The organism is Streptomyces sp. NPDC017225, assembly GCF_044331465.1.
GTDB lineage: Bacteria > Actinomycetota > Actinomycetes > Streptomycetales > Streptomycetaceae > Streptomyces.
The window spans coordinates 548,282-571,606 of record NZ_JBIRNE010000003.1; the positions used below are offsets into that span (position 1 = coordinate 548,282).

The 23,325-nt window shown below is 74.6% G+C and carries 16 protein-coding genes and 1 pseudogene; 13 read left to right on the forward strand and 4 right to left on the reverse strand.

Features of this window, described 5'->3' with window-relative positions:
* Positions 1 to 7: 7 nt before the first annotated feature.
* Entirely contained in the window at positions 8 to 781 is a 774-nt protein-coding gene (locus ACH4NX_RS09795) for an IclR family transcriptional regulator (RefSeq protein ID WP_398128481.1), read from the reverse strand.
* 144 nt (positions 782 to 925) lie between these two features.
* On the opposite strand from ACH4NX_RS09795, the gene ACH4NX_RS09800 reads away from it, so the two are divergent.
* Positions 926 to 1,528 (forward strand): hypothetical protein, encoded by a 603-nt coding sequence (locus ACH4NX_RS09800; RefSeq protein ID WP_351388179.1) that lies wholly within the window; start codon positions 926 to 928, stop codon positions 1,526 to 1,528.
* Positions 1,529 to 1,574: 46 nt separating this feature from the next.
* Here ACH4NX_RS09800 and ACH4NX_RS09805 read toward each other — a convergent pair whose 3' ends face one another.
* Positions 1,575 to 2,288 (reverse strand): FadR/GntR family transcriptional regulator, encoded by a 714-nt coding sequence (locus tag ACH4NX_RS09805; protein ID WP_351388177.1) that lies wholly within the window; start codon positions 2,286 to 2,288, stop codon positions 1,575 to 1,577.
* 175 nt (positions 2,289 to 2,463) lie between these two features.
* On the opposite strand from ACH4NX_RS09805, the gene ACH4NX_RS09810 reads away from it, so the two are divergent.
* Genes ACH4NX_RS09810 through ACH4NX_RS09820 form a run of 3 tightly spaced genes read left to right on the forward strand, consistent with a single transcriptional unit; the run spans position 2,464 to position 6,730 of the window.
* On the forward strand, positions 2,464 to 3,855 hold the full coding sequence (locus ACH4NX_RS09810; protein WP_351388174.1) for an SLC13 family permease: 1,392 nt from the start codon (positions 2,464 to 2,466) through the stop codon (positions 3,853 to 3,855).
* Between the two features lie 51 nt (positions 3,856 to 3,906).
* On the forward strand, positions 3,907 to 5,367 hold the full coding sequence (locus tag ACH4NX_RS09815; protein ID WP_398128482.1) for an acyl-CoA synthetase: 1,461 nt from the start codon (positions 3,907 to 3,909) through the stop codon (positions 5,365 to 5,367).
* Complete coding sequence (locus ACH4NX_RS09820) at positions 5,360 to 6,730, forward strand: carboxyl transferase domain-containing protein (protein WP_398128483.1); 1,371 nt, start codon at positions 5,360 to 5,362, stop codon at positions 6,728 to 6,730. Before ACH4NX_RS09815 ends, ACH4NX_RS09820 begins: the two co-directional genes overlap by 8 nt.
* Before the next feature lie 229 nt (positions 6,731 to 6,959).
* On the opposite strand, the gene ACH4NX_RS09825 is transcribed toward ACH4NX_RS09820, so the two are convergent.
* Positions 6,960 to 10,628 carry a S8 family serine peptidase gene (locus ACH4NX_RS09825; RefSeq protein ID WP_398128484.1) on the reverse strand — a complete coding sequence of 1,223 codons (3,669 nt, stop codon included), beginning with the start codon at positions 10,626 to 10,628 and terminating at the stop codon, positions 6,960 to 6,962.
* Between the two features lie 226 nt (positions 10,629 to 10,854).
* Here ACH4NX_RS09825 and ACH4NX_RS09830 point away from each other — a divergent pair, with 226 nt between their 5' ends.
* The 9 genes and pseudogenes from ACH4NX_RS09830 to ACH4NX_RS09870 all read left to right on the forward strand — a co-directional run bounded on the left by ACH4NX_RS09830 (position 10,855) and on the right by ACH4NX_RS09870 (position 22,518).
* A complete protein-coding gene (locus ACH4NX_RS09830) occupies positions 10,855 to 11,205 on the forward strand; it encodes a CU044_2847 family protein (RefSeq protein ID WP_351388166.1) in 351 nt (116 codons plus the stop codon).
* On the forward strand, positions 11,202 to 12,893 hold the full coding sequence (locus ACH4NX_RS09835) for a trypsin-like peptidase domain-containing protein (protein ID WP_351388163.1): 1,692 nt from the start codon (positions 11,202 to 11,204) through the stop codon (positions 12,891 to 12,893). The genes ACH4NX_RS09830 and ACH4NX_RS09835 overlap by 4 nt, the downstream gene beginning before the upstream one ends.
* A gap of 29 nt (positions 12,894 to 12,922) precedes the next feature.
* Positions 12,923 to 14,005 (forward strand): AAA family ATPase, encoded by a 1,083-nt coding sequence (locus ACH4NX_RS09840; protein ID WP_398128554.1) that lies wholly within the window; start codon positions 12,923 to 12,925, stop codon positions 14,003 to 14,005.
* Positions 13,995 to 15,485 (forward strand): annotated as a pseudogene (locus ACH4NX_RS09845) (SAV_2336 N-terminal domain-related protein); the annotation flags it as partial. The gene ACH4NX_RS09840 and the pseudogene ACH4NX_RS09845, both read left to right, overlap by 11 nt.
* A gap of 204 nt (positions 15,486 to 15,689) precedes the next feature.
* Entirely contained in the window at positions 15,690 to 18,752 is a 3,063-nt protein-coding gene (locus ACH4NX_RS09850; RefSeq protein ID WP_398128555.1) for a BTAD domain-containing putative transcriptional regulator, read from the forward strand.
* 180 nt (positions 18,753 to 18,932) lie between these two features.
* Complete coding sequence (locus ACH4NX_RS09855; RefSeq protein WP_398128485.1) at positions 18,933 to 19,982, forward strand: rod shape-determining protein; 1,050 nt, start codon at positions 18,933 to 18,935, stop codon at positions 19,980 to 19,982.
* The gene (locus ACH4NX_RS09860) at positions 19,973 to 21,403 is read left to right on the forward strand and encodes a GAF domain-containing protein (protein ID WP_398128556.1); all 1,431 of its coding nucleotides are present in this window, start codon (positions 19,973 to 19,975) and stop codon (positions 21,401 to 21,403) included. Before ACH4NX_RS09855 ends, ACH4NX_RS09860 begins: the two co-directional genes overlap by 10 nt.
* A 177-nt stretch (positions 21,404 to 21,580) precedes the next feature.
* Complete coding sequence (locus ACH4NX_RS09865) at positions 21,581 to 22,282, forward strand: ANTAR domain-containing protein (RefSeq protein ID WP_398128486.1); 702 nt, start codon at positions 21,581 to 21,583, stop codon at positions 22,280 to 22,282.
* A gap of 89 nt (positions 22,283 to 22,371) precedes the next feature.
* Positions 22,372 to 22,518 (forward strand): hypothetical protein, encoded by a 147-nt coding sequence (locus ACH4NX_RS09870; protein ID WP_351388155.1) that lies wholly within the window; start codon positions 22,372 to 22,374, stop codon positions 22,516 to 22,518.
* Between the two features lie 7 nt (positions 22,519 to 22,525).
* Here the strand turns inward: ACH4NX_RS09870 and ACH4NX_RS09875 are convergent, their stop codons facing one another.
* Positions 22,526 to 23,299, reverse strand: coding sequence for a glucose 1-dehydrogenase (locus tag ACH4NX_RS09875; protein WP_351388152.1), 774 nt, complete (start codon positions 23,297 to 23,299; stop codon positions 22,526 to 22,528).
* Positions 23,300 to 23,325 lie beyond the last annotated feature (26 nt).

Consider the following 23,325-nt stretch of genomic DNA (forward strand, 5'->3'; position numbering starts at 1 on the left):
TGCTCCGTCATGCCGCGCTCCGGTGGCCGAGGCGCTCGGAGAGGTCGGCGGCGCCCTTGACGGCGAGCTGCTCCAGCTCGCCGAGGCGTTCCTCGCTCCAGCGGATCATGGGCACGGAGATCGACAGCGCGGCGACGACCCGGCCGGTGCGGTCGCGGACCGGGGTGGCCACGCAGGAGACGTCCGGGTTGGACTCGCGGTTCTCCACCGCGATGCCGCGCTCGCGGATCCGGGCCAGCGCCTCGCGCAGGGCGGCCGGGTCGGTGACGCTGTTCGGGGTCATCGCGGTCAGCTCGGCGCCGTCGGGGAAGCGCGCGGCGACCTCCGGCTCGGGGAGGGAGGCCAGCAGCATCTTGCCGACGGACGTGCAGTGGGCGGGCAGCCTCCGCCCGGCCGCCGACACCATGCGCACCGCGTGCGTGGAGTCCACCTTGGCGATGTAGATGACGTCCGTGTCCTCCAGGATCGCCACGTGCACCGTCTCGTCGCAGGTCTCGGCGACGGTCCGGGCGACCTGCTGTCCCTCGGCGGCGAGGTCGAGGTGCTCGGCGTAGCGGGCGCCGAGCTGGTACGGACGCACACCGAGCCGGTACCGTCCGGGCTGCCCGGCCACGGGGACGATGTACTTCCGCGCGGCGAGCGTGGTGACCAGCTCGTGCACGGTGGTGCGCGGCAGCTGGAGCCGGCGCACGATGTCGGGGGCGGAGAGCGTGCCGTCCCCGTCGAGGAAGAGCTCCAGTATGTCGAGAGCCCGGGTCACGGCTGGTACGAGGCGTCCCATGTCCCGCCCCCTCCCTAAGTTGTTCGAGATTTCAACAGGCGATCGGAATAGCGAACACAGGCTACTCATATCGCGTTTGCCGGGGCAATGGGCTTGCGTCCGGTCCGTGATCCACGATGGCGCGCCATGGTCCACGATGGTGCGATGGCCTCCACGCCCACCGGAAAGCGGCCCACCGCCCCGTTCACCCCGCTCGACTTCCAGCTGGTGCTGCTGCGCCGCATGGCCGACCACAACCCCGGCCCCGTCGAGGACGCCCGCCGCGAGCTGGGCGCCTCGATCGCCGACATGCGGGAGGCCAACAGGCGCTGGCAGGCGATGCTCCGCTCCCCTCGCTCGCGCTCGGCCGCCGCCCGGTACCGGTCCGTGCTCGGCGAGCCCGAGTCGGCGACGCCGCGCCGGATCGGCGGCCTGGAGTGCGAGGCCCGGCAGTGGCGGCTCCCCCTCTGGCCCGCCCTGCGCTTCGAGGTGCTCGTCGCCGACAAGGGCGTCGTGTGGAACGAGTGGCTGGTCCGCGCCCCGGGCGCCGAGGGACCGCGGCTGCGCACCCTGGACGACCTCATCCCCTGGTCCTGCACCGTCGACGAGGCTGCCCGCGCCTTCGCTCCCGCCCGCCCGCTCCAGGGCTCGGCGCCGACACGGTGGGGGCTGGCCTTCACCGCCCCGGACGCGCGGGGGCGACGGCACGAGGCCGTCGCCGAGTTCACCTGGGGTCTGCTCCAGCGGACGGCGGTCGGCGACCGCTGACGGGGCGCGTCGGCGTCGACGCGAACGGAAGGTGGCGCACCCCGACCTAGCGTTCCTCTTCCGGTTCCGGGTCCCAGTCCAGCAGCCGGACCTTGGCGACCGTGCGGACGTGGCGGCGCATCGCGGTGGCGGCCTGCCGGGGCTGCCGGGCGGCGACGGCGTCCAGGATGGACCGGTGCTGGGCCAGGGAGCGGCCGGGACGGCCCGGCTGGCGCAGGGACTCGGTGCGGCTCTCGGCGATCTGGTGGGCGATGGAGCGCATGAACTCCGCGAGGAGGCTGCTGTGCGCCGCCGCCGTCACCGCGGCGTGGAACAGCCGGTCGCCCTCGACCCCGTGCCCGCCGCGCTCGATCTCCTCGGCCATCACGGCCAGCGCGGACCGCATCGCGGCCAGGTCGTCCTCCGTGCGGCGCTCGGCGGCCAGTTCGGCGAGCTTCGTCTCCAGCGCCTCGCGGGCCTCCAGGACGTCCGGGAGCCGCCGCCGGCGTTCGACCATCTCCTCGACGGGCTCGACGTCGAGGCTGTCCCGCACCAGGTACGTCCCGCCACCGTGCCGCGCCTCCACCAGGCCCTGGACCTCCAGGACCACGATCGCCTGTTTCACCGAGGCCCGGCTGACACCGAGGCGCTGGGCGAGGTCCCGTTCGGGCGGAAGCCGGTCGCCGGCGCGCAGGCCGCCGTCGGTGACGTACTGGCGCAGCCGCTCCAGCACCTGTTCGTACAGGCGCTGCCTGGTCATGGGGCGCAGGGCGTCGGTCACGAGATCCCCCCTCTCGCCGGGAGCGTAGCACCGGCGAGAGGTGGCCGAGTGGCTGAACCAATTCGTGCGCGACCCCTTGACGGCGGACCGGGCGGGGCCCACGCTGACCGACCAGCCGCACCGTTCAAGTGGCTCAGCCACTCAGCCAATAAGGTCAGTCGTCGGGAGCCCCCGCATGTCCCCCGAACTCATCTCGATCCTCGTCCTCGTCGTGGTGTTCGTCATCGCGACCACGCGTTCCGTCAACATGGGCGCACTCGCCTTCGCCGCCGCCTTCGGGGTGGGCACGCTCGTCGCGGACCTCGACGCGGACGGCATCTTCGCCGGGTTCCCCGGCGACCTGTTCGTCGTCCTCGTCGGCGTCACCTATCTGTTCGCCATCGCCCGCGCCAACGGCACCACCGACTGGCTGGTGCACGCGGCCGTCCGGCTCGTGCGGGGGCGGGTCGCGCTGATCCCGTGGGTGATGTTCGCGCTGACCGGCGCGCTCACGGCGATCGGCGCGGTCAGCCCGGCCGCCGTCGCGATCGTCGCGCCGATCGCGCTGAGCTTCGCCACCCGGTACGCGATCAGCCCGCTGCTGATGGGCACGATGGTGGTGCACGGCGCGCAGGCCGGCGGCTTCTCGCCGATCAGCATCTACGGCTCGATCGTCAACGGCATCGTCGAGCGCGAGGGGCTGCCGGGCAGCGAGGTGACCCTCTTCCTGGCCTCGCTGATCGCCAACCTGGTCATCGCGGGCGTGCTGTTCGTGCTGTTCGGCGGGCGCAAGCTGTGGGCGCGGGGAGCGGTGACGCCGGAGGACGACGGCGCGGTGGGCACGGGCACGGGCACGAAGTCCACCGGCGCCGGCGCGGACACCGGTTCCGGAGGCGGTCCGGGCAGCGGCACCGGTGCCGGGGGCGCCGCACCCGCCGCGGTCGCCGTCCGACCCGGTCAGGACACCGACGGCACCGGCGCCGGCCTGCGTCTCACCCCGGCCCGGATCGCCACCCTGGTCGCCCTGGTCGCCCTGGTCGTGGCCGTCCTCGGCTTCGACCTGGACGCGGGCCTGACCGCGGTCTCCCTCGCCGTCGTGCTGAGCACGGCCTGGCCGGACGACAGCCGCCGCGCGGTCGGCGAGATCGCCTGGTCCACGGTCCTGCTGATCTGCGGTGTCCTCACGTACGTCGGTGTGCTGGAGGAGATCGGCACCATCACCTGGGCCGGCGAGGGCGTCGGCGGCATCGGCGTCCCGCTGCTGGCCGCGGTGCTGCTCTGCTACATCGGCGCGATCGTGTCGGCCTTCGCCTCCTCCGTGGGGATCATGGGCGCGCTGATCCCGCTGGCGGTGCCGTTCCTCGCGCAGGGCGAGATCGGGGCGGTCGGCATGGTGGCGGCGCTCGCCGTCTCGGCGACGGTCGTGGACGTCAGCCCGTTCTCGACGAACGGCGCGCTGGTGCTGGCCGCGGCGCCGGAGGCCGAACGCGAGCGGTTCTTCAGGCAGCTGATGGTCTACGGAGGGATCGTGGTGGCGGCCGTGCCCGCGCTGGCGTGGCTGGTGCTGGTCGTACCCGGCCTCGGGTAGGCCCACGTCGCAGAATCGGTATCCGCGAGCAACAGCTAAGGAGTACGACGCGTGTCCTCTCTCTTCCCCGCCCTCTCCCCCGCCGGGCCCGGCGCCCCTGCCGACCGGCCCGCCCTGCGCTTCGGTGAGCGCTCCCTCACGTACGCCGGACTGGCCGCCGCGGCGGGCGGCACGGCCGGACGGATCCGGGGGGCCGGGCGGGTCGCCGTCTGGGCGACCCCGGCGATGGAGACCGCCGTCGCCGTGGTGGCGGCGCTGCTGGCCGGTGTCCCCGCCGTGCCGCTCAACCCGAAGTCCGGCGACAAGGAACTCGCGCACATCCTCGCCGACAGCGAGCCGTCGCTCGTCCTGGCGCCCCCGGGAAGCGAACTCCCGCCCGCCCTGGGCGCGCTGGAGCGCGTCGACGTCGACCTGCGCGCCACCGGCCCCGTCCCCGAGGACGGCCACGCCGACGACGGCGCCCCCGCCCTCGTCGTCTACACCTCCGGCACCACCGGCCCGCCCAAGGGCGCCGTCATTCCCCGCCGCGCGCTGGCGACGACCCTGGACGCGCTCGCCGACGCGTGGCGGTGGACCGGCGACGACGTGCTGGTGCACGGACTGCCGCTGTTCCACGTGCACGGCCTCGTGCTGGGCGTCCTCGGGCCGCTGCGGCGCGGCGGGTCCGTACGGCACCTGGGCAGGTTCTCCGCCGAGGGCGCGGCGCGGGAGCTGAACGACGGCGCGACGATGCTGTTCGGGGTGCCCACGATGTACCACCGGATCGCCGAGGCCCTGCCCACCGACCCGGAGCTGGCCAAGGCGCTCACCGGGGCCCGGCTGCTGGTGTCCGGGTCGGCCGCGCTGCCGGTGCACGACCACGAGCGGATCGCCGCCGCGACCGGCCGGCGGGTGATCGAGCGGTACGGCATGACGGAGACCCTCATGAACACCAGCGTGCGGGCGGACGGTGAACCGCGCGCCGGGACCGTGGGGGTGCCGCTGCCCGGGGTGGAGCTGCGGCTGGTGGAGGAGGACGGCACGCCGATCGCGGAGCTGGACGGGGAGAGCGTCGGCGAGATCCAGGTGCGCGGCCCGAACCTGTTCACCGAGTACCTCAACCGCCCCGACGCCACCGCCGCCGCCTTCACCGAGGACGGCTTCTTCCGCACCGGCGACATGGCGGTGCGCGACCCCGACGGCTATGTCCGCATCGTCGGCCGCAAGGCCACCGACCTGATCAAGAGCGGCGGGTACAAGATCGGGGCCGGTGAGATCGAGAACGCGCTCCTCGAACACCCCGGGGTGCGGGAGGCGGCCGTCACCGGGGAGCCCGACCCGGACCTGGGCGAGCGGATCGTGGCGTGGATCGTGCCGGCCGACCCCCAGTCGCCGCCGGCCCTGGACGCGCTGGCCGACCACGTCGCGGGCCGGCTGGCCCCGCACAAGCGGCCCCGCGTCCTGCGGCACCTCGACTCGCTCCCCCGCAACGACATGGGGAAGATCATGAAGCGGGCCCTGGCGCATGACTGAGCGGCTGTCCGCGCGCGAGTTCCTCGCCCTCGTCACGGACGACTTCACCGAACTCCCCCACCCGGGCGGGGAGTCACGGCCCGACGGCCCCCTCGGCTGGCACGGCTACGACGCCTCCCGTGCCCGCGCCGCCGAGCGCACCGGCGAGGAGGAGTCCGTCGTCTGCGGGACCGGGCACGTGCGGGGCGTCCGAGCGGTGCTGCTCGCCTTCGAGTTCGGCTTCCTCGGCGGTTCGCTGGGCCGCGCCACCGGCGACCGGCTGGAGGCGGCGTACGCCCACGCCCGTGAACACCGGCTGCCGGTGGTGCCGTTGGTCGCCACGGGCGGCAGCCGGATGCAGGAGGGGATGTTAGCGCTGACCCAGCTCCAGCGGGTGGCACGGCAGTCGGCGCTCGTCCGGGAGGCCGGGCTGCCGCAGATCGCCGTGGTGCGCGACCCGGCCACCGGCGGCGGGTGGGCGACGCTGGGCGCGGGCGCCGACGTGGTCCTCGCGCTGCCCGGCGCCCAGGTGGGTTTCGCCGGCTCCCGGGTCCGGCCGCCGGACGCCGACCCGGCTGCGTACACGGCCGAGGCGCAGCTGGCGGCGGGCAGCGTGGACGCCGTCGTACCGCCCGGGGACCTGCGCGCGACGCTGGGCGGGTGGCTGCGGCTGCTGACGGCACCGTCGAGCGACCCGGCGCCGGTGCCCGAGCCGCTGGGCACCACCCGCCTGCCGGAGACCGGCTGGGACGCGGTCCGGCGGGCCCGCGCTCCCGGACGGCCGCGCGCACGGGCGTATCTGGACGCCTACTTCACCCACCGCGCGGCCCTGTCCGGGGACCGCTGCGGCGGCACCGACCCGGACGGCGTGCTCTGCGGCTTCGGCGAGCACGCGGGGCGGACGATCGCGTACGCCGCCCAGACGGGGACGGCGACCAGGCCCGCCGGGTACCGCACCGCCGCCCGGCTGATCCGGCTCGCGGACCGGCTCGGCGTTCCGGTGCTGACCCTGGTGGACACGCCGGGCGCGGCCAACGACGCGGAGGCGGAGCGGCAGGGCGTGGGCGCGGCGATCGCCGACCTGTTCGTCGCGGTGGCGTCGGCGCGTACGCCGGTCACCACGCTGGTGATCGGCGAGGGCGGCTCGGGCGGCGCGCTGGCGCTGGCCGCGCCGGGGAGTACCTGGGCCACGCCGGACAGCTACTTCTCCGTCATCGCACCGGAGCTCGCGGCGGCGATCCTGAAGCGGCCGCCCCAGGAGGTGGAGGCGACGGCCGGCCAACTGCGGCTGCGACCGCAGGATTTGGCAGAGCTTGGCGTGATCCGAACAAGCGATCAGTTGTTCCCTGGAACAGGTGATCGTCGCTCTGAGGAGCGCATGTGACTGCCGGGACCACGATACTTACGGTGTGCACGCAACGGGCTGCAGACCGTAGTCGGCGCACAGTCCCAAGTAGGTCCCACACATGCACAGCGCAAGGAGCCGCACGATCATGAACCTTCTCACCGACATCCTCGCCGGCATCGTCCACTTCGTCGGCTGGCTGGTCTGACGGTCCGAGAACCCAGGCGGCGCCGCCTCCCCGTCCCAGGGAGGCGGCGCCGTCCGCGTGTCACCGCACGGCCACCGCCCGCACGATCTCCTGCGTGACCGAGCCGCCCCGGTCGTCGCCCGCCGAGGCGCGGAGCGAGACGTGCCCGGCGCCACGGGGCACGTTCAGCGTCCCGTGCCAGGACACCTGCCCGTCGCCCTTCCCGTCGCCGCGCAGCCGGACCTGCTGCCAGGTCTCGCCCTCGTCGTACGACACCTCCAGCTTGCCGCCGCCGATCGTCCCGGTGTCCGGGGCGCCCGCCACGTACTCGGCGCCGATCCCGACCCGCAGCCTCTTCCCGCCGCGCACCTCGCCCGCCAGGTCGGTGCCGACGTCGAAGGAGAGGTTGATCAGGGGCAGGTAGGTCCAGCGGTCGTCCGGGGTGGCGGCCGAGCGGAAGGTCCACTCCGCGTGCCCCTCGGTCCCGAGCTTCCAGCGCCCGGCGTCGAGCGAGGTGTCGGTGACGAGCTTGTACGTGCGCTCGTCGGCCGGCGCGTCCGAGACGTAGGCGGCGGAACTCGGTCCCTGGTCGACCAGTTCGCCGTCCAGGTACACCGACGTGGTCTGCGACATCCCGCTCGTCTCGCTCCACACGTCGCCGAAGCCGGTGTGGTCGGGGCCGGAGTCGCCCCAGCCGGGGGCGTTGAACTGGAGCCGGTTGCCCACGCGCTGCTGTCCCCAGCCCAGTCCGGTGCCGAGGTACGGGTGCCACACGGGCTTGAACCAGTTCAGCTCCGTACGCCTGCCTCCCTCGTACCGGACCGTCCCGGACCGCTGCTCCAGCGCGCCGTCGGCGGTCGTCACGGACTCGTGCCACAGCTGGCCGGGCTCCGTCGACACGTACTCGGTGCGTTCGGCCGGGAAGTCGATCCGCTCCCGGAAGCCGAGGCCGATCGGGAAGGTGTCGGTGATCGAGTACCGGAACTCGCCGCCGGCGGTGGGCTCGGCCGCGTGGTACCTGGTCGGCAGCACGGCGAGGTCGCGGCGTCCGGGCTCGTAGGTGAGGTCCCGGTCGGGCACCGCGCCCCGGTGCCCCTGGGACAGGTCGTACGTGTAGGGCGTGTCGCGCGTCCCGGTCATGTCGACGCGCCCGGCGTCGCGCAGCCGCCGCGCGTCGGCTTTGTTCACCGTGGCGATCTGCAACGGCCGGTCGGCGTTGTCGGCGGTGCCCCACCAGGCCGTCAGCCGCCCGGGCGCGTCGTCCGTCACGAACAGCGCCTTCACGCCCGCGTCCTGCGCGGCCTGGGCGAGGGCGGCCGGCTCGGTGTCCCCGGTGAGACGGGCGAGGACCGCCTTGCCCCGGACGCCGTCCGGGAAGGGCCCGTCCCCGACGTCGACCAGCGGCAGCCGGCCGCGCCCCTCGATCAGGGTGCCGCCCGACTGGACGACGGCCTCCCCGACGCCCTTGACCTCCAGCAGCGGCTTGCCCAGCCGCCACACGGTCCGGTACTCGAAGTCGCCCTCGGTGACCTTTGCGCCGGTGGGCGCGGCGAAGACGCTGTCGTACTTCAACGGCACCTGGACCGCGCCGAAGAGGTCCGAGCCGTTCGCGCTGCGGTCGTACTCCATGAGCAGCTGCCGCGTCTCGGTGCGCTTGTCGACCTCGGCGCTGACCTCGCGCAGCTCGCGTCCGTCGAGGGTGATCTCACGGTTTTGGTCGACGACGACCTCGGGCGCCGCGAGGAAGCCGAGCCCGAGCGAGTCGGCGCCGTCGCCGCCGCGCACGTCGAGGAAGGAGGTCAGGCTGTACGTCCCCGGCACCAGGCGCAGCCGGAGGGTGCCGGACTCACCGACGTGCGCGGGGACCGGGTCGACGCCCTCGGCGAGGCGCTGGACGACCAGGTCGGCCGGGGTGGCGTCGCCCGCCCGGTCCTTGACGTGGACGGTGAGCGTGTACCGCTCCTCCTCCTTGACCAGCCCGATCGCCGTGTGCGCGACGGGCGTGCCGTCCGCGCCGGACGCCACGATCCGGCCGCTCGTCTGCCCGACCGGGGCCCTGGACCCGTCCCCGGTGACGGTGGTGGAGGCGGTGCCGTGCGCGGGCACGGTGAGGGCGGTGTCGGCGAGGGTGGCGACGCCCTCGGGGGCGCCCTGGACGGCGAGCCTCAACTCGACGGCCTCGTCGGAGGCGTTGGTGTAGGTGACGGTGCGGGTGACCGGCTCGTTCGCCTCGTACGGCCAGGAGTGGAAGCCGAGGTCGGCGCTGCCGGTGGCGGTGACGTCGGCGCCGATCGCGTCCGGCACGCTGACCCGGCCCGCGCCCAACCGGTAGACGGAGGCGTCGAGTCGCTTCGAGGTGGACATCAGCGCGTCCTTGAGCTGCGCGCCGCTCCAGTCGGGGTGCTTTTCGGCGAGCAGGGCGGCCACCCCGGCGACGTGCGGCGTCGCCATCGACGTACCGTCCATGGAGGTGTAGTCGCCGCTGCCCTCGCTGAGCCGGGAGCGGGCGGCGAGGATGCCCACGCCCGGGGCCGACAGGTCGGGTTTGAGGGCGTTGTCCCCGTACCGGGGTCCGGCGCTGGTGAACCAGGCCGCCTCGTCGGCCGGGTCGACGGCACCGACCGTCAGGGCGGCGTCGGCCGCGCCGGGCGAGCCGATGGAGGACGGGCTGCCGGTGTTGCCGGCGGCGATGACGAACAGGGCGCCGGTCTCGCGGGACAGGGTGTCGACGGCCCGTGCCATCGGGTCGGTGCCGTCGCCGGGCTCGGTGGAGCCGAGGCTCATGGACACGATGTCGGCGTCCACGTCCCGGGCGGCCCACTCCATGCCGGCGATGATCTCGGACTCGCTGCCCGTGCCCTGGTCGCTCAGGACCTTGCCCACCGCGAGTTCGGCGCCCGGCGCGACGCCCTTCTCCCTGCCGTCGGAGGCCGCGCCGCTGCCGCCCACGGTGGAGGCGACGTGGGTGCCGTGGCCGTGCCGGTCGGCGACCTCCTCCCCGGCTATGAAGCTCCGGCTGCGCGCGACCCGTCCGGCGAGGTCGGGATGGCCGGCGTCCACGCCGCTGTCCAGCACGGCCACGGTGACGCCCTTGCCGGTCAGCCCGGCCTCCCAGGCCTCGGGCGTGCCGATCTGCGCGTTGGACTCGGCCATGGCGGCGGTGACCCGTCCGTCGAGCCACACACCGTCGATGCCGGCGCCCCGGCCGGTGAATTCGCGCCAGAATCCACGCCCCTTGTCGGCCTCGACGGCGGCCCCGCGCACGCTGGGCAGCGCCCGGGTGCGCTCGGTCCCCTTAGGGGTGGCGGCCCTGGTGCCCTTCTCGTAGGTCACGATCAGCGGCAGTTCGCCGGTCTCGGCGTCGGCGAGTCCCTGCGCCAGCAACTCACCGACGTCGAAAAGCCGTTCGTCGAGGCTGCCGTCGCGCAGGTACGGCATGGCCTCGTCCGGTACGACGGTGGTCCGGCCGTCGGCGCTGCGGGTGTGCACGGCGCCGGTGGCGCCCTCGGGCCGCTCGACCTCGACGGTCTTCCTGCCGCCGCCGAGCTCGGTGACGGTCACCCGGTCGCCGGTGACGAGGGTGACGGTACGGGCGGCGGCCGTACCGCCGGCGGTGGGGGTGGCCGCGGCCGGGGTGCGTGCCGTGTCCGGGGGCGGCTCCTGCGCCGCCGCCGTACCGGCCGGCAGCAGCGCGATCACGAGCCCCGCCGACAGGAGGGTCGCTCCGCGTCTGACTGGTCCTCTGCTCATCCACGCCTCTCTTCATATCGTCGTAGAGTGCTGCGACGAGTGCTGCGAGAAGTCTCAGGGGGCCTGTGGGGTCCGGGAGTTGACCGGACGTGGCGGATTGGCGCCCTGGCGGGTTTCCGCCAGGGGCGCGAGGGACCGGCATCGCGACACGGGACATGGCCGAGTACCGTCCGTCACAATGGTGTGTCACTGAGGTACGTACGGCTTACGGGGAGCGAGTGGCGCCATGGACGGGTTGACCGAGTTCAAGACCGAGGACGGCGTGCGTGTGGTCGTCGAGGGCGTCGAGGACGAGGACGGGGCGCGGCTGGTCTCGCGCGGTGACGGACCGGCCCAGGCGGCACGCACCTTCGAGGGCTCCCTGGAGGGCGTGCGGGCGGCGGCCGAGTCCGCGCTGCGGGTCTTCAGGGACGGCTCGCTCAGACCCGACTCGGTGGAGCTGGAGTTCGGGGTCAAGCTGAGCGCGGAGGCCGGCGCGATCATCGCGAAGGGGTCGGCGGAGGGTCATCTGGTCGTGAGGCTGAACTGGTCACCGGCGCCGGACCCGGCCGACCCGGGAGCCGCCGGCCGGTCATGAGCAGCGCTACCTGGCACGCCCGGATCGAGTGCGGGGGCCGGATCGCCGGTGCGGGCTTCCTGGTCACCCCCGACAAGGTGCTGACCTGTGCCCACGTCGTACGGGACGGCGACCGGGACCCGCTGACGGTGACGTTCACCGAGCGCCCGGAGCTGCCCGCCGTGCCCGCGCGGATCATCGCCCACGGCGGATGGGGCGGCGGCGCCACCGACCTGGGCGACCTGGCCGTACTGGAACTGGACCGCGAAGTCGCCATCACCCCCGCGGCACTGGCGCCCACGGAGGCCGCCCACGGTGAACCACCCCGCAGGCTGGTCGTGTACGGCTTCCCGGCCGGGTTCGACGAGGGCACGCTGGCCGAGTACCGCACCACCGGACCGCAGCTCATCAAAGGCGAGTGGAACCAGCTGGAGGCCTGGCAGACCGACGGCCAGCCGCTGGCCCGCGGCTACAGCGGCGCGGCGGTCGCCCTGGCCGACACCGGCGAGGTGGTCGGCATGGTCACGGCGGCGGCCGGCGCCAAGGGAGTGCGCAACGGACGGATGATGCCGACCCGGGTCATGGCCCGCTACTGGCCCGACCTGGAGAGTCTGGTACCCGCCTCCCAGCATGCGGCGGCCCAGCGCGCGCGGCTGCGCGAGCTGGTGGAGAAGGCGGTCCGCGCGGGCGTGGACTGCGACCCGGTGCGGCTGTACACCGCCGCCGCCGACCCGTTCGACCCGCTGCCGCCGCCGGACGGTTTCGACTCACTGTGGTCGGCCGCCCTGTTCGTGCTCTGTGAACTCGACAGTGCGCGCGCGACGGCCACCGTGACCCGGTTCGCCGACCGGCTGGAGGCCCTGCTGCGCCTGCCCGACGACCGAGTCCGGCCGGACTGGTCACCGATCCTGGTGGAGCTGGCTCCCAGCGGTGCGGGTCAGGGGCTGGTCCGGGTGGAGGTGTCGGCGTACAGCGGCGGACGGCGTCACCCGGTCGGCTCGGACACGGTGCCGGAGGCACGGCTGCGCGCCCACGTCCAGGACCGGATCGAGGAGGCCTTCCGTCACCTGACTCCGGGCGCGGAGGAGTTGATCGCCTTCGCGCTGCCCCGCGACTGGCTCGACTGGCCCGTCGACCGCTGGGCGAGGGCCGCCGACGACGAGACGCCGCTCGGCTGCGTCCACCCGGTGGTGGTGACCGACCACACCCGGCGCAAGGCCGCCACCCGGCATGTGCTGACCCGCGCCTGGAACCGTCTCGACGCCCGCGGCGGCGCCCGGCTGCACCGCGTGGAGTGCGGATGCCCGGAGGAACCCCGCAAGCTGCGGTACGCACTGCGCAGGGACGGAACCTGCCTGGCCGGCTTCGCCGCGGCCCCGTACGCCGCCCCCACCCGCGCGCACTTCGAGGTATCGCTCACCGCTCCCGCCCCCGCCATCGTCTGGCCGCGCGGCGGTTGCGCCGACGGTCACCGGTCCGGCCCCCCGGGCGCCGACGGCTGCCCGGGCTCCGCCTTCCTCGACGCGCTCGACGCACATGTGAGCCGGGTGCCCCTCACCGAACTGCCGCGCACCGTGCTCGCCCTGCGGGAGGAGGCCGACGCGGAGGACGGTCACTGGGCCAGGGACATCCAGCTGCTCTGGGACGACCCGCGCTGCTTCACCGACCCGCACGCCGCGGCCGTCCACCTCCAGTGCCCCGTAGCGTGACCACCCTCTACAGACCCGGAGACCCGCAGATGCCGCACTGGTCCGTCTACACCGGCGACAGCGAGCCGCACGACGGCATCGACCGCTTGCCCGCGCCGCCGCCGTGGCGGGCGTTCGACGGCGGACCACCGCTGGACACCCCGGGCGAGCCCGAGGACGGGTCGACCATCTCCCCCGACCGTGTACACCGCGCCCAGACGTACGTGGCCACTGCGGACAGCGTCCAGCTCGTCAACGCCGCCCTGTGTCTGCGCCGCCCGCTGCTGGTCACCGGTCCGCCCGGCACCGGCAAGTCCTCCCTGGCGTACGCGGTGGCCCACGAGCTGCGGCTCGGACCCGTGCTGCGCTGGAACATCACCAGTCGCAGCGGCCTCGCCGACGGTCTCTACCAGTACGACCCGCTGTCCCGGCTCTACGCCGCCAAGCAGGCGGCGCGGCACTCGGACCGGCCCACGCCCGAGCCGGGCGCGGGCGGGCCGGATCAGGGCGGGCCGGATCACGGCGGGCCTGGTCACGGCGGCGACGTCGCGGACCATCTGCGGCTCGGTCCCCTCGGCACCGCCCTGCTGCCGTACTCCCGTCCACGGGTGCTGCTCGTCGACGAGATCGACAAGAGCGACCTGGACCTGCCCAACGACCTGCTGAACGTCCTGGAGGAGGGCCAGTACGAGATCCCGGAACTGGTCCGCACCGCCCGGCACTCGGCCCAGGACGAGGCGGTGGTCCTGACGGACGGCGGGGACCGGCCGGTCTCCGTCCGGCGCGGGCGGGTGCGCTGCCGCGCCTTCCCGTTCGTCGTGCTGACCAGCAACGGCGAGCGCGAGTTCCCGCCCGCCTTCCTGCGCCGCTGCGTCCGGCTGCGGCTGCGCCGGCCCGACCGCGCCCAACTCACCGACATCGTCCGCGCCCACCTCGGCGAGCCGGACGCCGCGGCCACCTCCCTGATCGACGGCTTCCTGAGCCGGGCGACCAGCGGGGAACTCGCCACCGACCAGTTGCTGAACGCCATCTACCTCACCGGCGTCGCCGGCCTGGACACCGATTCGCGCGACGCCCTGGCCGAGCAGCTGATGCCCTACCTGAGCGCGACGGCGGACGGTGATGGCTTCTGACCCGGACGGCGTGCCCCCGGTCGGCGCGCCACCCGACGGCGCGCCCCAGGTCGGCAGAGTGCGCGCCGCGCTCGCCGCGGCCGCGGGCCCGGACGCCGGTGGTGACGTCACCCCGCGCGAGCTGGCGGAGCTGCTGTGGCTCGCGGCACGGCTGGCGCCCGGGGCCGGAGTGCCGACCGGCCGGGAGGCTGCCGGGCTCCGCTCCGGTCACGGGCCGGGAGCGGAGCCCGGCGGCCTCCCACCCGGGGCCACCGCCCGCGACGAACCGCCTCCGGCCGCGGATCCGGATCCGCCTCCTCGCGACCCGCCGCCCACCGTGCCTCCGAAAGCCAGGGTCCCGCTGCATCTGCCGGAGCCGTCCCCTCTCCCGGCCGCCGCCGACGGCACGCCGCTGCTCGCACCCGCGCCCCCGATGCTGCACCACACGCTCGCCCTGCAACGCGCGCTGCGCCCCCTCCAACGGAAGGTGCCCGACTCCCGGGCCCGTGTCCTGGACGAGCGGGCCACCGCCGAGCGCATCGCACGGCTCGGCGCGCACCCCGACGTCTGGCTGCCCGTGCTGCGCCCGGCCCCCGACCGCTGGCTCCGCCTCAACCTGGTCCACGACGTGGGCCCCACCATGCCCGTCTGGCAGCCCCTGGCACGCGAACTGCACGTCGTTCTGGCCCAGTCGGGCATCTTCCGAGCGGTCACCGCGCGGCGGGCCACCCCCGACGGCCACGCTCGGGGCGTCCCCGTACTCGCCGACGGCCGCACCGTCACACTGATCGTCAGCGACTGCATGGGCCCGCAGTGGCGGCCCGGCCCGGCGGGCGACCGCTGGTACCGCACGCTGCGCCGCTGGGCCGGCCGGATGCCCCTGGCCATCGTCCAGCCCCTGCCCGAGCACCTGTGGGACACCACGGCTCTGCCCACCTCCGCCGGCCTGCTCACGCCCCCGGCCGCGGCGGCCCCCTCGGCCACCCTCACGTTCACGCCGTACGTCCCGGACACCATGGAGCGTCCCCCGTCCGCCGTCCCCCTCCCCGTGCTGGAACCGGGTCCGGCCTGGCTCGCCAACTGGGCCGGGCTGGTCGCCGACCCGGGCTCGGGGCGCGTCCCCGGCGCGGTGGCCTGGCTGCCGCCCGCGCCGGTACCTCCGGCCGAACCGCCCCGGAACGTCGCCGCCCTCTCCCCCGAGGAGCTGGTACTGAGGTTCCGGTCGACGGCGTCCCCGGAGGCGTACCGGCTGGCCGGCCATCTGTCGCTGGCCGTGCCGTCGCTGCCGGTGATGCGCCTGGTGCAGCGCGCACTGGAACGCGCGCCGCGTCCGCAGCACCTGGCCGAGATCGTCCTCAGCGGCCTGCTCACCACGGTCCTCGGCCCACCCGGCTCGTACGCCTTCCGCCCGGGCGTACGCGACCTGCTGCTGCGCTCCCTGCCGCGTACCGAGCGCGGACGCACCCGCGAACTGCTGGACCGGGTCGGCGCCCTGATCGACGAACGGGCGGGGCTCGCGGCCGGGGAGTTCCAGGCCGAGGCGCGCCGGGGCACGGACGCGGACGGCATCTCGGGAACGGCGTTCGCGACCGTCGCCGAGGAGACGGTACGGCGGCTCGGCGGGGACCGGGCTGCGGGGCGGCTGGTCGGTGGGCGATACCGGCTGCTGGGACAGCGGGACTCCGGACACCGGGTGTGGGAGGCCGTGGACGAGCGCACCGACCGGCCCGTGGTCGTCCACCTGTACCCGGAGCAGACGTCACCGGAGCGGTTCACGCGTGAGGCGCGGACGCTCGCCGAACTCGACGACCCGCATGTCACACGGGTGCTGGACCACGGCCTGGAGGGTGAACGGCCCTACCTGGTCACCGAGTTCCTGGACGGTGTCACCTTGCGGGAGTTGGAGGACGGCAGCGGGCCCGGCGTGTCCTTCGGCGTGTTCGCCCGCCTGGCCACGCAGACCACGGCCGGGCTCCAGGCCCTGCACGCGCGCGGTCTGGTGCGGGGCCGGCGGGACGCCGACGGGCTCCTGCTGCTGCGGGACGGCACCGTGGTGATCAGCCGGTTCGCGCTGGGCCAGGAGGCCGCCGGCAAGGACGCCGCCCAGGACCTCGTCGAACTCGGCCGCCTGGTGCAGCGGCTGGCCCGGAACGTGCCGACCCCGGCCAAGTACGAGGAGCTGGTCCGGGAGATAGAGCACAGCCCGGCGTCCGGGGTCTCGCGCTCGGCGGTGGCGGAACTCGCCCGGGTCTCCTGGCCCCGTCGCATGCGTGTCCAGCTGCTCGGCCGGCCGGCGGTCCGCCGCGACGACGGAACCACGGTCCCGGTCCCCCCCGAGGTGGAGGCCCTGTTCTGCATGCTCGTGCTGCGACACGGGCAGCGGGTGTCGTTCGAGGAGCTGGTGGAGGGCCTGTGGGAGACCCGCCCCCCCGACTTCCCGGCCAACCGGGTCCGCGTGCTGGCCACCGAGCTCCGGGACCTCCTCGGCCCCGGCACCCTCGCCGCCCTCCCCGACGGCTACGCCCTGCACACGCCGGACGACTACATCGACGTGTCGTTCTGCGAGGACGTGCTCCGCCGCCCGCGGTACGACCCCGGGCGCCGGCCGCGACGCCGGGCGATCCGGAACGCGCTGGACCTCTGGTACGGCGAGCCCCTGGAGCGCGTCCCCGGCCCCGCCGCCCGAGCCGCCCGAGCCCGGCTGGAGGACCTGCGCCTCAGCCTGTACGCCGCCCTTGCCGAGCTCGACCTGGAGCTGGGCGACGCCGACCGTGCCCTGGACGACCTCGGACGCCTCGTACGAGAACATCCGGACCGGGAGGACCTGCGCCGCCTGCACATCATGGCGTTGAGGGACTCGGGCCGGACCGCGGAGGCCGTCGAGTCGTACGAGGTCCACGCCGAACACCGTCGTCGGCAGGGCGGCGAACCGGTCGGCCCCGCGCTCCAGGAGCTGTACCGCGCGCTGCTCACCGCGCCGGAGCGGCAGCGTCCGACGATCGTGTTCGAGGCGGCCTCCCCGCTGGACGAGGAGGCCCGCCGGGCCCTCGGCCTGGCGGTGACGCGGCTGCTGGACCGCAGTGCCCTGGCCGGCCACGAGTACGAGGTGCTGACCCGCGGCAACGGCCACATCGTCCTCACCGAACCGGACACCGACGTCCAGCCCGTCCTGGCCGACGTCCTGCGGGCGCTGCCCCACGCGCTCGCCGGGCTGCGGCATCCGCCGAGGCTGCGGGTGACGTTCTGGCACGCCTCCTGGTTCGCCGGCGCGCACCGCCCCGTCGAGCCGCCGGGTATGCGGGCCGCCCTCGACGGGAGCGCCGGCGACCTGGTGGTCGTCGTCTCACCCGTCCTGTACGAGGAGTTCGCGGGCGGCCCCGCCGCGGCGCAGGCGGCCCGCTTCCTGCCGTTGCGCTCATCCGCGGCGGACGAACCGCCGCTCGCCTGGTACTGCTCCCTGCACCTGGCGGCGCCCCCCTCGCCGCGGGCGCCCGCGGTCGTCGAGAGGGACTTGGTGCGCGGCCCCTTCACCGCCTCGGACCCGTCCCTCCTCCCCGCCCCGGTCCCGCATCGCACGGCCGTCGTCCTGGTGCCGGCGGACGGCCCGCCGGCCCTGCTCGCACCTGAGGAGCGGCGCCTGCTGCCGGCCGGCCGGCCGACGACGTACTACGAGGTCGACCTGACCACGTACCGGTTCGCGCGCCAGGCCTCACTGCCCAGTTCCCGGGGCGGGGTGTTCGCTGCCTCGGTCGAGCTGTCCTGGCACGTCGACGACCCGGTCGCCTTCGTCGACGGCGAGACCCGTCACGTGCTGGACCGGCTGCTCGGCCACCTCCTGGAAAAGGCGCCCCGGCTGACCCGCCGGCACCCACTGCCCAGGGCCCGTGCCGCCCAGCGGGAGGTCGGGGAGGGGCTCGCTCCATGGCCGGTGCCGGGGCTGTCGGTCCGGTGCTCGGTACGGCTGGCCCCGTCGGTCACCGAGACCGGGCCGCGGCGGCCGGAGCCGGGAGAGGACCGGACCCGGCTGTGGAGCGGTGCCGACAGGACGCTGCTCGGAGTGCTGCGTACCGCCGACGCGATGCTGCTCGGTTTCGAGGGACCGCTGGCCACCCTCTTCTCCGGTGCCGCCGCCCGCAGGGCGACTCGCGAACTGCTTTCGCTGGTGGCCGAGGAACGTACGCCGGAGGACTCGCTCGCCGGTCGGCCCCTCACCGCTTCCGGCGGCCCGATCGACCCGTCACAGGCCCGTGCCCGGCCCCTCGACGTGCTGCGCGCGTTCGCCCACGACACCCGGCTCGGTCCGCTCCTGCGCGAGCGCCTCGACCGGCTGGAGCTGGAGGCGGCGGCAAGAGCGGGCCAGACCGCCTACGCCACATCGCTCGTGGCCGCCCTGCAGGCCTCCCGCTTCAACTACGCCTACCGCGTGTTCACCGACGTCTCCGAGCAGGCCGTACGCCGCCACCTGGCACGGCACGCGCTGTCCGGCGCGGTCGGCCACGTCCACGGGCGCGGCCCGGACCTCGCGACGCTGATGCCCGACCCCGACTGCCTCCGGCGGGCCCTGGACTCGCTGTACACGCCGGCCCGAACAGCCGTGGTCATCGGCTCCTCGGCCACCGAGCTGGGCGCGGCCCGGGAACTGGGCCTGCCGTTCATCGGCTACGCCGGCACACTCGCCGACGCCGACCACCTGCGCGCCGCGGGCTGCGACGTGCTCGTCCGTTCGCTGATGTCCCTGGTCGACGCCGTGAACGCGCTCGCGGACTGACGGCGCCCCGGCCGGGGTGCGCGCCGGACGACCGGAATCCGCCGTTCTCCGGGTCCCCCCATTCAGCGGCCCCCCGCCCGGCCCCCTCCGGAAGGCGCCCGCCACGGCCCCCGCGCACGATGCCTAGGAGGCCGGCCACCGGGCGGCCCCGCACGGTCCGCGCTCTCGGGAGGATCTGCCATGACCGCCAGTACCGCCAGTCTGGAGCAGCTGCGCCGCTGCCACTTCGCCGTCGACCTGGGCGCGTCGCGGACCCGCGTGTACGTCAAGGGCGCCGGGCTGGTGGTCGACCAGCCGTCCGCCGCCGCGGTCAACACCCGGACCGGCGCGCTCATCGCGGTCGGTGAGCTCGCGGAGCAGATGACCGGCCGCACCCCCGCCTTCATTCGCGTCGTCCGGCCCATCTCCGGTGGCACGGTCGTCGACATCGAGATGGCCCAGCGCATGCTGCGGCACCTGCTCGGCGACAAGATCCGCCGCGCCCTGCGCCGCAAACCCCGGCTGCGTGCCGCCGTCTGCACCCCGCACGGCGCCGATCCGCTGGCCCAGCGGGCGGCGATCGAGACGCTGGTCGGGCTCGGCGCGCGGCGCGTGGAACTCGTCGACACGCTGATCGCCGCGGCGGTCGGCTGCGAACTGCCGGTGGAACAGCCCGAGGCCACCATGATCATGGTGTGCGGCGCGCACGCCACGCAGGTGGCGGTGCTCTCCCTCGGCTCGATCGTGACCGCCGAACGCATCCCGGTCGGCGGTGAGGCCGTCGACCACGCGATCGTGCAGCTCCTGCGCCACCAGCACGAGCTGATGCTGCCCAGCCAGTCGGTACGGCCCCTGCAACTCGCCCTGTCCGGCAACGGGCTGACCACCCAGGGGCCGACGTCCACCGAGATCCACGGGCGGGACGTGGCCACCGGTCTCGCCCGCTCCGTGCGGGTCGACACCGCCGCCGTGCGCAACGCCATCCAGACGCCGCTGACGGCCGTCCTCGACGGCATCGGCAAGGTGCTGCGGGACTGCCCGCCGGACCTGGTGGCGGACCTCGCGGACCGCGGGATCATGATGGTCGGCGGGAGCGCGCTGCTGCCCGGCTTCGACCAGATGCTGCGTCAGGCCACCGGCATGCCGGTGCACATCGCCGAGCGGCCCGGCGTGTGCGCGGTCCAGGGCCTCGGCATCATGCTCGAGGGCCGGATCGAGCCGATGTCCCTGCACTCGACGTCATCCGACTGATCCGGCTGCTCGAAGCGGTCCTGGACGTCGGCACCGACCTCGGTCCGCGCGGCACCCTGGAGCGCGTCGTGGACCACGCCGCCGAGCTGACCGGCGCCGCCTGCGCGGCCCTGGTCACCTCCGACCCCGGCGAGGGCGGCCTCGCCGGGATCCGCACCGCGGGCCGGGACGGCGTACCGGAGTCGGCCGGGACGGCGTACCGGCTGCGGGTGCCGGTCCACGTGGGAGGCGAGGAGTTCGGTGAACTGCGGCTGTCCGGACGGCCCGGCGGCGGCCCGTTCACGGCCGAGGACGAGCAGCTGGTACGGGTCCTGGCCACGCACGCCGGCAACGTGATCGGCGCCGCCCGGCTGGACGGGACGGCCCGGCAGCGCGAGCGCTGGATCGAGGGCGCCGCGGCCGTGACCACCGCGCTGCTCACGGAGGAGAGCGCCGACGACGCGCTCACGACGGTCGCCGAGCGGGCCCGGCTGCTCGCCGACGCCAGTGCGGGCGTCATCCTCCAGCCGACCGCCGGGGGCGGCATGGAGATCGTGACCGCCTCGGCGCCCGACGACCCGGACGGCATCGTCGGCGCGGCCATCGCACCGGGCAGCCCGGTCCTGGAGCAGCTCCTGGGCGGCGAACCGGTGTTCGTCACGGACTCGGCGACCGACCCGCGCATGACGACACGCGTACGGCACCGGTTCGGACCGAGCATGATGCTGCCCCTGCGGGCGGACGGCCGGCTGATCGGCACCCTCGCCCTGCCCCGCCGCCGCGGTGACCGCCCCTACACCGACGTCGAACGGCTGCTCGCCACCCAGTTCGCCTCGCAGGCCGCGCTCGCCCTCGTCCTGGCCGACGCCCGGCGCGGCCGGGAGCGCCTCGCCGTCTACGAGGACCGCGACCGCATCGCCCGGGACCTGCACGACCTGGTGGTGCAGCGGCTGTTCGCCACCGGCATAATGCTGGAGTCCACGCGGCGCCGCCCCGGCGCCGAGGACGTCCGCGACGTCCTCGGCCGGGCGGTGGACGAACTGCGGTCCACGGTCCAGGAGGTCCGTACGACGATCTTCGCGCTCCAGCAGCCCCCGGCCGGACCTCCGACGGGCCTGCGCGGCCGGGTGCTGCGCGAGACGGCGTCCGCCGCCGCGCTGCTCGGCTTCCCGCCGTCCACGCACTTCGCGGGCGCCGTCGACACCCGCGTACCGGACCGGGTCGCGGACCGTCTGCTCACCGCCCTGCGCCACGCCCTGACCGACGCGGCCGGCCGCCCAGGGGTGTCCCGCGTCGAGGTCACCGTGGACGCGACCACCACCCCGCCGGACGGCCGGGACCCTGACGGCCGGGACGGAGTACGGCTGACGGTCTTCGACGACGGCGTGACGGGCCAGGCCGACGGCGGGGGAACGACGTTCACGTGGCGGTCGGCGCTCTGAACGTGCCCGGGAGGGAGCCTGGCCGAAGGAGCCGGGCAGCACCTTTACCCACCCGCGGGCCGGTCATTCCCCGGCGTCGGGTGTAGTCCGCGGTCCGGCGGGCAGGTGCACCCCACGGGGGGCTGTGTGACGTTGCGACGTCTGTCAGGCATCGACAAGGACGGACAAGGCGGTGACATGAGCCCAGCGGCACCACCACGTCTGGCGGGGACGCCGGCCACCCTGGTCATAGACGGCCGGGTGGACGCCGGCCGGGCGGTGCTCGTCCCGCGGGGACAGCTCGTCCACGGATGCGCGGACATCCTCGCCGAGGCCCTGGCCGCGCTGCCGGCCGACGTCGAGCGGGTCGACCTGGACATGGGCGACGTGCTCTTCATGGACACGGCCGGACTGCGGTTCCTGGACCTGCTGGGCGGCTTCAGCCACCGGCAGGCGGTGCCGGTGACGGCGACGAACTGGCACGGCGGGCCGTTGCGGGTCCTGGAACTGGCGGGCCTGGACACCACCGACCCGCTGCGCGCCACGGCCCACCGCCCGAAGCCGCAGCCCGCGCCCGATCCCGCCGCGAACCCGCCGGCCTCCGCGGCCTCCGCGGCCCCCGCCGAGCGGCTGCACGTCCTCGAGGAAGAGGTGGAGCAGCTTCGCCGGGCGATCGCCTCACGCCCGGTCATCGACCAGGCGCGCGGCGTGCTCATGGCCCTGCACGCCTGTACGTCGGACGAGGCGTGGCACATCCTGCGGGAGGCCTCCCAGCTGTCCAACACCAAGCTGCGCACCGTCGCCGCGGCGGTCACCGCCAGCGCCGGGAGCGACGGCCCTCCGCCGCCCGCCGAGGTGCGTACGGCCCTGCGGACGGCCCTGGGCCGACTCGGCCGCTGAGGCGGTGAGGCGGGGCCCGGCGGTGTGGTGCCGACGGCCCGGGCGGGGTACCCGGCCCGGGACGCCGTCCGTCAGCAGGAGGCACGACCATGAGCGAACAGACCACGTCCCAGGCAGAGGGCGAACGCGACGACGAGCCGGACCTCCCGGACCCGCCGCACACCACTCCCTCCCAGGCGGAGGGCGAACGCGACGACGAGGACACGGACGCGGCGGACGACACGGCCGGTCCCTAGGGCCTCCTCAGGAGGCGGTCCACCCGCCGTCCACGGACAGCGCCGACCCCGTGGCGAAGGAGGCGCGGTCGCTGCACAGCCACAGCGCCGCCTGGGCGATCTCGGCGGGGTCCGCCATGCGCTTCTGCATCTGCCGGGCGATGAAAGCCGCCTCCAGCTCCGGGTAGGCCTCCACCGCCTGGCCGATCATCTCCGTACGGGTCGTGCCGACGACGAGCGTGTTGACGCGAATGCCGTGCGCCGCGTACTCGGCCGCCGCGGCCCTGGTCATACCGAGCACCGCGTGCTTCGCGGCGACATAGGGCACGGGGGCTCCGGTGGCCCCCATGGCCGCGGTACTGGACGTGTTGACGATCGCGCCCTTCCCCGCTGCGAGCATCACCGGTATCTGGGAGCGCAGGCAGTTCCAGGTGCCGCTGACGTTGACGGCCATCGTGCGCTCGAAGACGGCCTGGTCGAGCTCGTGCATCGGGGACAGGTCGGCACCGGCGAAGCCCGCGTTGTTGAAGGCCGCGTCCAGGGTGCCGAAGTGCTCGAGGGCCGCGTCCACGGCGCGCTGTACGTCCTCGGCGTCACAGACGTCGCCGGCGCTGATCGCCGCACGTCCGCCCGAGTCGTTGACTTCCTGGGCCAGTTGCTTGAGCACGCCCTCACGGCGGGCCATCAGCAGAACCGCCGCCCCCTCGGCGGCGAACAGACGAGCGGCCGCTTCTCCGATACCGCTCGACGCACCAGTGATCATGACGGTCTTACCGGCGAGTAGTCCATTCCTGTCACTCATGCGCCGAGTAAACCCCCTGACCCCAG

What these genes read in the sequence shown, in the direction of transcription:
- ACH4NX_RS09795 (WP_398128481.1), bottom strand. Translation starts at nt 781, where the DNA reads ATGGGACGCCTCGTACCAGCCGTGACCCGGGCTCTCGACATACTGGAG.
- ACH4NX_RS09800 (WP_351388179.1), top strand. Translation starts at nt 926, where the DNA reads ATGGCCTCCACGCCCACCGGAAAGCGGCCCACCGCCCCGTTCACCCCG.
- ACH4NX_RS09810 (WP_351388174.1), top strand. Translation starts at nt 2,464, where the DNA reads ATGTCCCCCGAACTCATCTCGATCCTCGTCCTCGTCGTGGTGTTCGTC.
- ACH4NX_RS09820 (WP_398128483.1), top strand. Translation starts at nt 5,360, where the DNA reads ATGACTGAGCGGCTGTCCGCGCGCGAGTTCCTCGCCCTCGTCACGGAC.
- ACH4NX_RS09825 (WP_398128484.1), bottom strand. Translation starts at nt 10,628, where the DNA reads ATGAGCAGAGGACCAGTCAGACGCGGAGCGACCCTCCTGTCGGCGGGG.
- ACH4NX_RS09830 (WP_351388166.1), top strand. Translation starts at nt 10,855, where the DNA reads ATGGACGGGTTGACCGAGTTCAAGACCGAGGACGGCGTGCGTGTGGTC.
- ACH4NX_RS09835 (WP_351388163.1), top strand. Translation starts at nt 11,202, where the DNA reads ATGAGCAGCGCTACCTGGCACGCCCGGATCGAGTGCGGGGGCCGGATC.
- ACH4NX_RS09840 (WP_398128554.1), top strand. Translation starts at nt 12,923, where the DNA reads ATGCCGCACTGGTCCGTCTACACCGGCGACAGCGAGCCGCACGACGGC.
- ACH4NX_RS09855 (WP_398128485.1), top strand. Translation starts at nt 18,933, where the DNA reads ATGACCGCCAGTACCGCCAGTCTGGAGCAGCTGCGCCGCTGCCACTTC.
- ACH4NX_RS09865 (WP_398128486.1), top strand. Translation starts at nt 21,581, where the DNA reads ATGAGCCCAGCGGCACCACCACGTCTGGCGGGGACGCCGGCCACCCTG.
- ACH4NX_RS09870 (WP_351388155.1), top strand. Translation starts at nt 22,372, where the DNA reads ATGAGCGAACAGACCACGTCCCAGGCAGAGGGCGAACGCGACGACGAG.
- ACH4NX_RS09875 (WP_351388152.1), bottom strand. Translation starts at nt 23,299, where the DNA reads ATGAGTGACAGGAATGGACTACTCGCCGGTAAGACCGTCATGATCACT.